Source organism: Pseudomonas sp. SDO524_S393 (assembly GCF_054071875.1).
Genome location: NZ_JBSVVZ010000001.1, coordinates 262,985 through 275,012, shown reverse-complemented (window position 1 = coordinate 275,012; position 12,028 = coordinate 262,985). Strand labels below are relative to the sequence as shown.

Genomic DNA, 12,028 nt, shown 5'->3' with positions numbered 1-12,028 from the left:
CAATGGCTCCCCTGAGCGCGGCCCGTTCGTTGCAATTAGTATAGGTGTTGCTACTGCAGTCGCCGGCGCTCTTTGTTCCGCAAACGGACTCCCTCATGGCGGTGCCACTCTGGGTTTGATGCGGTGATCAGGCAAGCAAGCTCATGCCTCCTCTGTCGAGGGAGTGTTTGTATCCTACGCAGCGAGCCTCGTGCTGCCCTCCAATTTACTGAGCCAGTCTTCGGCTCCATCCATAAGTGGCGTAATCAAGGGGCACAATGGCTGCGGCTTCATGTCCTTGGTCGTGTCCCCGTAATCGCTGATGTCGCGAACGACCAAGACAAGCACGTTCTGCCTGTCACAAGCGTCGAATACTCCGTAAGCCTCCACCTCTGCGACAATAGCTTTGCCGTGAAGACCCTGGAATCCTTCGAAGAGTTTCCGATCTCGAATCAGTAGTTCGCCGGAAGCAATGGTCGCTGGTGACACCATCAACCTGGCAGCAACTTCGCCTGCATTGGACTCTGTCGGCATTGCAAAACCGAGTCTGTTCGCATGCTCTAGCAGGCGATCGGGTAGGGAGCCGGTCGCGAAGTAAGCATTGAGGTCTTGCTGGATGGAAAGCCCAGGTCGCGGCAACTCCGGTCGCGCTGCAACCTTGCCACCGGCGAGTGCTGCAGCCCCTTCGTAGTACACAACGCGTTCGGACAAAATGACTTCACTGAGGCTCAGTTTTTTTACGGCGGCCCGCTGCAATCCCCATCATCCGAACTTTTTCAGGTTTAAGCTCAGACAGGAGAAGCGTTGTGATGGCGGTTGCATTGACGTTGTCAGTCCTCAGGCTTTTTGAAGCCTGGGGCCAGCACGGCGTTCCTTACGCCATACAACACCCGCCAATTCTTCATCCACAGACGGTGCTCGTGGCCTCTCAGGCTGTGGTCTGGCGAACAGTCGACGCTCCACTTTCGGAGGGTATAGCCGACGGTTGCGGCCCTGAGATTCACTTTCAGATAGCCGTTGACCATGCCGTAGTCCAAGACAGTGACCTCCGGCCTGGGCTGATCGGGGTGAGGTACCAGGATGATCTCTACGATATGCACCCACTCGATGTCTTGGTCGCCGCGTTCGTGATCCAAGACAGGTGCATCCGGTAAAAGCTCGGCCTTGCTGATGCGTGTCAGCACAAAGTCCCTGAACTGACCGGTCTTTCTATCGTTCCCCCGTACGTGCCAGCGCAGACCGTTGTCAATCAGGGCAAAGGGTGAGATGACCCGCGTGCTCGAGCCATTGAGCGATTCATAGTTGATCAAAACCGGGCAGGGCTTGTTAATCGCTTGCGTGACCACGCTGAGAATGTCGATCTTTGGCCACGACAGCTGGTCGGGGAAATCAATCGGTATGCCGGGGGCCTGCTGGCGCGGCTCCCCATCCCCCAATCCCGTCATCAGCCAGCTAATGGCCAACGCCGTGGGTGTGTCGAAAAGGGCCTTGAAGGTTTCGCTCGCGACGTAGGTTTTGCTGCTCGTGTCGTAGTCGATGTTGTCCCCGGCCAGCTCTTTGTACAGGGCGATATCTCGCGTCGCCGCGGCAGCCTGGATCTCAAACCGATCAATCAGGTGCTGGCGCCGAAGCTCGCCTAGCAGCCGCAAGCGAAGGTCGATGAAGGCTAGGCGGTCTCTTTGCGGCTGGCTTAGGTCGTGAATCATGCGCGCTGAAAATTCGGTAGTGATGACAGTTGCCATACTACACGATCATCAATAGACTGCGAGCATTGTCATCAAAATGATGACCAAATTTAAAACTTGGCACGGACACTAGCCAGCCCTATGAGCGATTTAGCGCAAAAAATGCTCGAGGCTCCCTCCAAAGGAGTCATCAGCGAGCTGACCGACCTGAGCTCTCAGCAGCGCAAGATGCTGCTGACCCAGCCCATGAGTCAGCTGTATTTCTCCCGGAATCGGTTCGTCTCCGAGGGTGAAACGCCGCTATTCGATGGGTTGGACACCCAGTACCTGTTTCTGTGGGCTCTGAACTTTATCATGGAAGGTTCGGCCATGGCCGCCGGCTGCACTATGGATGATGTGCGGGATTCCCTGACAGCGACCATTAGCCGGATCCGTCCAGAAAACAGCGATGCGACCTGCCGACAAGCAGCCGATGTAGTGCTTGAGGCCATTCACAACAACCATGAGGAGTTCGCTTCAGGCTATTTCCATGCTCCGAGCATGACCATGCTGACCTTCCGCTTTCGGCTCGTGATCCTTGAGCCAGACATGGAGAGCGTCTACCGGTACCGGCCTAGTAAAGAAGGCTACCTGCTGCTCATCGGCATGCTCGACATCGACGTCGAAGACCAGCAAATTCTGATGGAGCGGATGCTCCAGATCCTGATTGAGCGCGGGCGTATTCAGCAGGCCAAGGAAGTCGCCCGGAACGCGCGGGTCTTGTCCATCGAGTACGCCCAGCAGATCAATGAATTCCTCCTGCAGATGCGCCGCTCGCCGGGCAGCGTTAAATGGGAGCGTGACCTGGCACCGCGCCTCAATTCGGCCCGCTCTCACGTGAGCGAGCGACAGGGTGAAGACCTAAAGCTGAAGATGGCCGTTGAATCACAGCTGGATGTCGTTGAGACCCAGGCATCTAAAGATGAGCTGATTGAGCTTAAAGAAATCATCAGCGCGTCAAGCGCCGTGCGAGCACGCCTGCAGAGAGACATCACAAGCACCGAAAAGAATTTTTTGGATGCGCAGATTTCAGCTTTCCGGCCCAAGAAGCACTCAGGGCTTCCGGATCTGGAAACCGCCATCCTCCCGACTGTGCTTAAGGCTCCGATCAAGCACTTCGCCCAGGTTGCAGAGGAAATCTACCTCAGTGTGTTCCCTGCGGTCTTTCCCAAGGTTCCTGATCTATCTGATCTCCTGGCGCTGCTGCTTGAGCGCCGGAGCAACAATGAGCCTGCGCCTCCCGAAAAGGATGGGCATATCGAGGAGTTCGAGGATTGGCCGGATCCGTTCCCAGAGCAGCTGGTGGCGGAGGTACTCGCCTGGATCAAGCTGAAGCTCATGGCCAACCGACCCTGGAGGCTCGATGAGCTCATTGCCGCTGGGGAGGCAGAAGGTTTTGACCACAAACGCCTGCAGTGCATCGGGATCCTGATGTACCTCAGCTACCCGGACAGCGAGTCCGCATTCCCAGCTCGACACGCTGTTGCCGATGGCACCTTCGAAACCTTTGTCGTGTCCGGGGACAACCTTCGGTTCGATCTTAAATCAGCATCCCAGGAACCTTCTGATGGATAACCACGCCAGTGATGCCTCACGCCTGCTGTACAAGGCCCTGCAGATCAATCTTTCTCCGGCCAATGATGCCGAGTATCGCGAGTTGCTGGCGCGTTACCGAAGCAACCCTGTTTTAAAGCAGGTACTCGCCGAGGTGGCGGAGGGCATACAGCTGCAGGTTCTGGATGTTTCAGAGCGCGGGCTGATCGTGGCCCCTACTGGCAAAGAGAGTCGCTTCTCCCTGCGCATGAGCGATCTGCGTAAACAACCGATGTCTGAGGAGCAGAAGGTTGCAACGGCCCTATGCATGTTGGCCATCTCGGCGGTTTTCTATCCCACCCAGGAGTTGCTCGACGACGAGTCGCGATTCCCAATTCCGGCGAGGGTACCCAAGTTTCGCGATTCGCTGCTGGTGCTTGCCGAGCGCATGAAGGAGCAGGATGGTGATGACAATCTGGTCATTGAAGAGATGCGGCCAGGCTGGGGTTACATCTTGCAAATCGCCCCTATGCAGCCTGACCGACCTAATTCGATTAGCTCAGTCGATGGGCTCATCAGGATGGTCTTGCGGCAAATGAAGGAAAGCGGTCTGGTCACCGCCACACGCGGTGATGACGATGATGATTCGCGGGATTTCACCCCAACTCACCGGTTAAGGATCAATCTGCGCGAGCGCACGCTGCCGCGTCTTTTTGATTACATCCGCGGCCAGGTCAACGCATAAGGAAGGCTTTCCATGAACTGCATCAGCCGCTTCTTCGTCAGCAGTTTCGGTACCAACACTGCCTGGTATGACTCACATGACTTTGATCTGACCGATCCGGTGACGCGCGAGGCAGTCAACGCGATCATCAATCTGGAAAACATGGGTGGTAAAACCTCCCTGTTGTCCTATGTGTTCAGCCTTTTCGACCCGCACAAGTCGAGGTTTATTCAGCACATCCAGCAGTCGAACCACAAGATGCAGGACTACTTCGATCAGGGTGGCGAGCTGTCGTTCATCCTAGTGGAGTGGTCGATGCCTTCGCGCCACCCAGGCGCGCCTAACATAAAGGTGATCTTGGGGCAGGCTGTCGCGGTTCAAGAAGGTCTCGACCGCGAAGCCAATCTGCAGCGGGTATTTTTCGCCTTCGAATCACTGGCCGGTCTCGCCTTCGAGGATGTTCCTGCGCCCGGTCTGGGCTTGACCGCTGGTATTAAAACGTTCGCGGAGTTCACCGGTTGGCTTCACCAGGCGGCGCGCAGATCCAAGGGTGATTTTTTTCACACGAGGCAAAATAACGACTGGGTCAAGCACCTAACCGAAGTCCGCAAGATCGACATTGAGCTGCTTAAGATGCAGGTCAAATTCAACTCCCAGGAGGGTGGTGTCGATGAGGGCTTCCTGGCCTTCAAAGATGAGGCCGACCTGGTCAATAAGCTAATGATTCTCACCCTGCCTTCGGATCGTGTTGCTGACGTCAGGCAGATGGTCGCCAACGTGGCGGACAAGATGAAGAACAAGCCGCAAATGGATCAAACCCTGGCGCTGCTTAATCGGCTGTCGGCTCAGATGGTGCCATTCGGTCATGCCTCGAAATCCTATCTGGCCATGAAGGCTGAGCAACAAGGGCTGCTTAGCCGTGCTTCGGGCCTTGCGTTTGCCATCGAGACCGCGACGGGCGAGGTCTCTAAAGCGTTGGGCGAGCTCAAGCTGTTCCTCGAATCGCTAAAGGATACGATCACTGCAAATGAGGGGATGATCAAAAGCTCCCAGGCGCAGTCCCTGACCTATAAAGCCCTTGAGCTGTCCCGCCTCAGCGAACGCGCCAAATCGGCGTATGAGGCTTCTGCCGCTGACCTTGAGCATGGTCGTAAACGCTTGCGCCTGGTACAGGCCGCCACCGCGCACAAGAAGGTGCTCGAGGCTCAGCAAAAGCTGCGTATCGAAGAGGAATCCTTAAAAGAGGAGCAGGAAGGTCTTAAGCCGATCCGGGAAAAGGTTGATGAGCAGGGAGCACTTCTGCGCGCCGGCTACGACCATCACCTGGAGCTTGCCACGACTGAAAAAGATGGCTTTGTAGACAAACGCAAGGCTGCCGAAGCCTCCACCGAGCAAGCCAAGCAAGAGATCACCGCGAATGGTTCCGAGCAAAATGCTCTGACGCGGGAGGAAAGCGATCTTGCCGCCTTTATTAAGGGTGAAGCGGCGCAGCAGAAGCGGCTGCGCAATGAAGGGGTCATCGATCCTTATGATCCAGATGCTGAATCAGCCATCACCAGGCACGAAGCTCAGGTAGAAGTCCTGCACGGTAACCAGGAGCGTCTTGAGGCTGAGAAGGCCCAGCATGAGGCCAAGGCCAGGGGCTTTTCTGAACAAGCAAAAGACCTGGGCCTTAAAGCTCAGGCTACGGAGTTGGAAGAGCAAGCTGTCGCAGGCCGATTGGATTCTGCCGAGTGTCTAAAGGAGGATCTCGAGCAATCCAGCGTCCTGGCCCGTCTTCAGGAGTTGGATCTTGCCGACCCGGATGCTGAAACGCTGCCGAGGCTGCTTAACGATTACGAGCAGTCACTGACGAATGAAATCCGTCGGTGTGACATCCTCCTGGCTAATCTTGAAGTGGCCAAAAAGTCGATATCGGAAACCGGGTTGGGTGGTTATAACCGTGATGTCGAGGCTGTTGTCCGGTTTCTGACGGAGAATCGGGTGCAGTCAGCCCGAGCGGCCAACACCTACCTGGCCGAGCTTGTCCCCGATGCCCAAAAGTCTCGCGATCTGGTGATGTCTGATCCTGCTCGTTATCTCGGCGTCTGTGTCGCACAGGGTGAGTGGGATAAGACCCGCAACCTGCTATCGAAGGCGAATCTTAGCCTTGCTGCTCCGGTCGCTGTTGCCGTCGCGACGCTGGATCAAACAGCGACTACCGACGATTTGCTGGTCATCGGCGCCGCTGATGATGCCGCCTACAACCATGAGGCTGCGAAAAGTGTTCTGGAGAATTTCGAACGCAATATCGACCGGGTAGAAGAAGAGCAAGGGGATTATAAGCGCAACCTTTCGGAAGCCAGTACGGCCCGCCGAAAGCTTGACCACTATCTGGAGCTCTACGGCCAAGCCCGTATGGCTGAGATGCGTCGCGAGAAGAATCTCCTCCACGACCAAGTCGAAGCCCTCAGGGCGAGTGAAAAGGAATGCGTGGAAGACGCTGCCAAGGAAATGGAGCTCGCTAACCAGCTTAACCTGAAGCTGAGGACAATCCCGGCTGACATCACCAAGATCAATCTGTTGATCACCCGGCTGATCGACTACCGTAACGATTGGGAGCGGCCCCTTGCAGGGAAGGTTGCACGACTTGTTGTTGTGCAGGGCGCGCTCGCGGAATTGTTAGCCCGCAAGCAGGTTCTGGATGACCTGGTCGAAGCCAATAGCCGAATCATCTATGACGCCCATGCGAATTTTCATCGCCTCAGTGAGCGGTTAAATACGCTGGAAACGCAGAAGTCTGCTGTTCAGTTTTATGCGCAGGGTGGGCCGGGTAGCGCGCTCGAGCCTGGCTTTAGCCTGGATGTGCTGATCAGCCTCTATGAGAGCGGAAAATCGGTTTACGAGTATGCGGAAAAAGACCGAATCGGCGTCCGCCTGACGAGTGTCGAAAATTATCGCCGCGAGGAAAGTGAGGCGCGTAAGGCGTTCGATCAAGACCATGTCGGCGTGGACAAGTCAGAGGTTGAGCCATTGCTCGGCCTTGAGCTTGTGCAGGAGCGGAAAATCCAGGAGGTCGAGAATGATCGGCTTGAGGAGGTCAATCGCGAGCTGAACGGTAAATTTGCGGTGGCTGAGAGTAACAGTGCTCAGTTCATTCAGTTGCACAAACCAGCGCCGATTTCTGAGGCCATGCTGCAGCTCTCAGATGACGATGTGCATCTGCGAATTGAAGCGCTTGCCGAAGATATTTCGACCCTACAGCGCACTGTCGATGCTGATAGCGTGGACTACGAAAAAGCCAGAGGAGAGAAGGTAGAGCGAGAACTTCTACTCAAGGATCTGAACGACAACCTCAAGATGCTCCGCAATGCCATGGCGGTCGACACCGTGGCCGGCGAGTACATTGAGCTGATCGACAGCGGCAAAGACCAGGTTGGTGAACTCCTGATGCGCAATCGAGAAATCAGTGCCGTCGTAGAAACAAAAAGGTCGGATGCTAATACCAGGTACCGGTTGTATCAAGGTGTCGCATCATTACCGGAATTCAGGGCACTGGCTCCAGAGCTATCGGTGAAGCTCTATGAATTCAACTTCGATCAGGCCTGCAACGACTATGACGATCTGCAGGAGCTCGTGGACGAACGCATTAAGGTCACCGAGTCTCAATTGAGTGAAATGGTGCCTGATTTTGACCGCTGCGTAGGCGAGTTGCAGCAGCTGATCGAGCAGGGCGCCTCGGTGCTTAACCGGGCGGCGAAGGTCGCGGTGCCTATCGATGCTCCGTATATCGGCGGGAAGCCCATCATCCGGTTGAAGGAGCAAATCACGGGCATCGTGAAGGAGTCGGGCAAGGTGATTATCGCCGGTTACCTCAACAAGCTGATCGAGGATAACCACATCCCGGAGAGTGGCTCGAACCTGGTGTCTGATGGGCTTGTCCTCTTCGCGCCGCAACATGCGTTCGGGCTGCAGATCCTGCAGATGGAGCAGAACGTCAGCCACCAGTACCAGTTCGCCAACTCATTGAAAATGTCGGGCGGCCAAAGCGTGGTGATCGCCATTTTCCTGTACCTGCTGATCTCGAAGCTCCGCGCTGACTCAAGGGTCTCTTCCGGGGTGGATGGTGGTTGCCCGCTGATCCTCGATAATCCGTTTGCCAAAGTGCAGACCAGAGCCCTGATCGATGTTCAGCTGATGCTGGCTAAAGCTGTCGGCGTGCAACTGATCTTCTTCACGGCGACTAAAGAGGTGAACACATTGGCCGGCTTCCAGAAGGTCATCCGCCTGCGTAAGGGAGGGGTTAACTCAGTCACCAAGCGGACGCATCTCCAGATGGTCAAGTCGACCGTCAACACGGAAATCCAACAACCTGCCTGGAGTGTTTAACCGTGGAATCCTTTTTTGAGGTGCTTAAGAAGAGTCGCAGTAAGCGTGTAGAACTCCTCTACCTGCGCACCCTTTGGCTGGAGCTGCATCCTGAGCAACAGGAACACCCTAACCGCGACAGCCTGATCCTTAAGGCTCTGCATGTAGCCGCGCACCGTGGGCTCCTAAAGCTTCCTGCACCCCGCAGCTTCGAGAGCTTTGGCTCCCCGGCGATGCCTAGGTTCGTGACGATGAATATCGAAACAATCACGGCCATCAAAATGGACTGGGCAGCGATCCCCTGGCGCCCTGAACTCGGGTTTTGGATGAACCTGACCGGGTCAGAGAAGGCGACCGCCAAGGTGATCAATGATTGGCTGATCCAGCGCGATGGATGCTTTCAGATGGTTCCGATGCGGGAGCGCTCCCTGGATATCTTCGGCAACGAGAAATTCCTCGACCTCCGGGTTAAGGGCTCGTCGCTTTTCAGCGGGCGTCTGTCTCTCGCTGTCATAGGTGCTGAGAGGGTCGATATGCCGCTTGCGTACCGGCCATCCCCAGGCCTTCCTGGTCGCCCTGTACTGGTGATCGAGAATCACCACACCTTTGCCAGCCTTGGCGCCTGGAACGTCGAAACGGGCCGCTATGCAGCGGTCGTGTACGGCAGCGGGAATGCGTTCACGTCAACGGGAACCGCGCTGGATGAGGTTCTGCTTGAAGTCGAGGGTGCTGGTGCCGAATATTTCGGCGATCTCGATCCGACGGGCATCAGCATCCCGCTTCGGTACAACCGCGATCACAGCATCCAGCTAAGGCCTGCTACCTGGCTCTACAGGCTGCTTCAGGATTTGGGCCGGGCGAGGCCCTTAGACGCGGTTGTTGGCGCTGCAGCTGAGCAGGTAGAAGACTGGCTCCCTGAACAAGCTCAGGAGATCCTGGCGCTCTGGAAGGAAGGGCTTTTCCTGCCACAGGAAGGCGTTGGCCGTGAGCAGGTGTTCGAGATGAACGGCAGGGCCAAAAGGTTTTGATTGAGGAGGGGCTGCCGATGTTTCAAGGCTCCCATGTGCAACCTGGGGATCCGCTATGGATGAAAGGCCTATTTGGCGATTAGGTGCATCTCCTGTAGGCATGCGAATTGATGTAGGAACCAATGCGAATGCTCACGCAGTCTGGCTACGAGCTTGATCAATGAGGAGTTACACATGAAGGATAAAGCGCATCCTTTCCCGTTTGATACGCAGGCCGAGCTCGTCATGAAAGCGTTCATGAACGCTACGAAGGAGAGGCTCGATCAAGCGCGTAGACAAGTGGGTGGCAGCGATGAGGTCCAGCGCTTCAGCCACGGGGGATCGTGGCAGTCACATCACAGCTACGCCCCTGACCGCGTCGACCAGATGCAGACGATCGAGCACGAAACAAGGTTGCGCTTCGAGGACATCATGGAAGGCCGGCTCGACGTCATTGAGCGCACAGTCGATGAGATTTCCAACAGCATGGCGGACAGCTTTGCCAAAGCGTTTTACCAGATGATGTCAGATACGTGCGAAGAGAGCGGCAATGTCATTGATGGCTCCACAGGGAGCTTGGGCGAGCAGATGCTCAAGGCCATCGAGCAAATCGAATACTCGGTGGATCGGGATGGTCAAGTATCGCTTCCAGAGTTTCGCATGCACCCCAGCGTTGCCAAACGCCTCCACTCTGACCCTTCGCTCCAGGAACCCGCACTGCTGGCGAGGGTAGAAGAGATCAAGAAGCTCAAAACCGCCCAGGCGTTGGCAAAGGAAGCCGAGCGCAAATCCAAATTTCGTAGCAGGGAGCAGTGATGGCCAAGGTTTTGTTGTGCATTGGTTGTGACGATTATCAGTCCCTCAATAGGCTTTCTGGGGCCGAACGTGACGCGCTTTCTATTCATACCGCGCTTTCCAAGGGGCCATTGAGCAGTATCCAGCCAGCGGACGCCTATCTGCTTAACTCTCCGGCCCGGCATCAGCTGGACGCGGCGCTGCTTGATATCCAAGACCGGTACGATGAAATTGAGAGTTTCACGTTTTTCTTTGCGGGCCATGGCGGAGAAGCCAATGACAGTTATTTCCTGTGCCTGAGCGACACCCGAGTTGATCGACTTTCAACCACTGGCTTTGCCCTCAGTCGTCTGTTCGAATACTTCAACGAGCTCAAAGCTGCGCACTGTAACGTCATCATCGATGCCTGCAACGCCGGCGGCATAGTTTCCAACTTGGGCATCCTGCTGAAGCCTGAAGTGATCGGTAAGGCCAAGACATTCGGCGTCTCATTTTTTGTGTCGTCTGCGGCAGATCAGTACGCCGGCGAGACCGGCCATGGTGGGTACGGAACCCTCGCGTTACTCAAGGTACTGGATGGAGAGATCGACACGGGTTCTCGGGCCAGAATGCTCGATCTGGTGGATATAGGCCGACCCGCTGCACAGTATGTGGCAGAGCAGACCTGCGGAGGGCAAATGCCATCCGTATGGGGCGTCAACCTTTACGGTCACATGCCACTGTTTGGCAATCCGCATGCTACCGACAACCCAACATCCTCGTTGCTGTGGCTCACTGGGATTTTACCTGCATCCCCAGCTGGACAAGCCATCAGCAGTCATTCTGCCGAGCTCTACACGCTCATGTTCGCCCCGGAGCACGAGCTCACTCCGGAAAAGCTATTTCCTGTCCTCACCAAATTCGTTGATCGCTTGGCCGCCATACCCAACTCAGTCGGGGCTTTCATTGGCGGAATCTGGCAATCCTTGGAGAAGAGCACGGGGCGTCACGCCAATAGCTTCTCACGGGTAGAGCTGAGCGCGACGTGTGTGGCTCTGCTCCTTCAGTCGTCCCAAAAGGACAGCACCGCGCGCGACTGTATGGGGGGGCTTGCCCGCGAGATCGTAAGAGAGGTTGAGTACCTGCTTTGCGACATCGTCCATAAACTTCGTGAGAACCCCGGCTCGTTGTGCCGCCATGGCATTCCCGACCTGTTCTACCTTCCGCAGCGCATATCGCGGATTTTGGGTTGGGCCGGCGCAGCGATACACCTGGCTCGGGAGCTCGGCATCAGTGACGCTCCACTTAGAGAAGCACTGGAGCAACTGAGCGTCCTTCTGCTGGAGCACTACGCATGCACGTGTGCTGGCATGAGCGAAGACGAAGCACCGTACTGGGCAGCGTTCCTTACAGCCATCAAAACCGATGACCTTAATGGCCTTGGAGAATTGGTCGTCAGCACGCTGATCAATGCGCTCGTTGAGCATGAGGGTCGGCTTGCCGGGCCCCTGCTGCCGGCAGCGGATGTGTACGCGTATCTCAAGGCACGCGCAGACAAGGATTCAACTGCTTTGAAACCCTTGAGCAACTCACCCTCTGAAACATTGGCGCTTGTCCTGCTCATTAGTGGGCGACACTCGCTGGAGGAGGAATTGGATCACAACCTGGCGAGTCTCGATCACGCGCACCTCAACATTTTCATCCCGCAAAGCTACCTGGAGTTCAGCCAGCCCTTCGTTCCTAATGGCATAAACCATGTGTTCCAGATCGGCCGCAAGGTTTGGACGGTGGCAGATGTTGCTGAGCGTTGGGCGAAGGTGTGCAAACCGCAGATGGATAACGACCTATCGCTTCGGGACCCAGCAACGCGGATCGGTGCCATCTGCGCATCATTGCTTTTCCCGAATCGGGTGCCCTGGTTTTTACTCAGCGATCAGTGA

At 56.1% G+C, this 12,028-nt stretch carries 8 protein-coding genes; 6 read left to right on the top strand and 2 right to left on the bottom strand.

Features of this window, described 5'->3' with window-relative positions; genetic code table 11:
* Positions 1-174: 174 nt before the first annotated feature.
* Together ACW9IB_RS01225 and ACW9IB_RS01220 are read right to left on the bottom strand one after the other, a co-directional pair.
* Entirely contained in the window at positions 175-735 is a 561-nt protein-coding gene (locus ACW9IB_RS01225) for a hypothetical protein (RefSeq protein WP_457411917.1), read from the bottom strand.
* Positions 736-809: 74 nt separating this feature from the next.
* Positions 810-1,721 carry a WYL domain-containing protein gene (locus ACW9IB_RS01220; protein ID WP_457411916.1) on the bottom strand — a complete coding sequence of 304 codons (912 nt, stop codon included), beginning with the start codon at positions 1,719-1,721 and terminating at the stop codon, positions 810-812.
* Between the two features lie 84 nt (positions 1,722-1,805).
* Between ACW9IB_RS01220 and ACW9IB_RS01215 the strand changes: the two genes are divergently transcribed.
* The 6 genes from ACW9IB_RS01215 to ACW9IB_RS01190 all read left to right on the top strand — a co-directional run bounded on the left by ACW9IB_RS01215 (position 1,806) and on the right by ACW9IB_RS01190 (position 12,028).
* Entirely contained in the window at positions 1,806-3,278 is a 1,473-nt protein-coding gene (locus ACW9IB_RS01215) for a hypothetical protein (protein WP_457411915.1), read from the top strand.
* Complete coding sequence (locus ACW9IB_RS01210) at positions 3,271-3,981, top strand: hypothetical protein (protein WP_457411914.1); 711 nt, start codon at positions 3,271-3,273, stop codon at positions 3,979-3,981. Before ACW9IB_RS01215 ends, ACW9IB_RS01210 begins: the two co-directional genes overlap by 8 nt.
* A 12-nt stretch (positions 3,982-3,993) precedes the next feature.
* Positions 3,994-8,328 (top strand): hypothetical protein, encoded by a 4,335-nt coding sequence (locus tag ACW9IB_RS01205; RefSeq protein ID WP_457411913.1) that lies wholly within the window; start codon positions 3,994-3,996, stop codon positions 8,326-8,328.
* Between the two features lie 2 nt (positions 8,329-8,330).
* Positions 8,331-9,335 carry a Wadjet anti-phage system protein JetD domain-containing protein gene (locus tag ACW9IB_RS01200; RefSeq protein ID WP_457411912.1) on the top strand — a complete coding sequence of 335 codons (1,005 nt, stop codon included), beginning with the start codon at positions 8,331-8,333 and terminating at the stop codon, positions 9,333-9,335.
* Positions 9,336-9,509: 174 nt separating this feature from the next.
* Positions 9,510-10,130, top strand: coding sequence for a hypothetical protein (locus ACW9IB_RS01195; protein WP_457411910.1), 621 nt, complete (start codon positions 9,510-9,512; stop codon positions 10,128-10,130).
* Positions 10,130-12,028: a caspase family protein gene (locus tag ACW9IB_RS01190; protein ID WP_457411908.1), complete on the top strand. Its 1,899-nt coding sequence runs from the start codon at positions 10,130-10,132 to the stop codon at positions 12,026-12,028. Before ACW9IB_RS01195 ends, ACW9IB_RS01190 begins: the two co-directional genes overlap by 1 nt.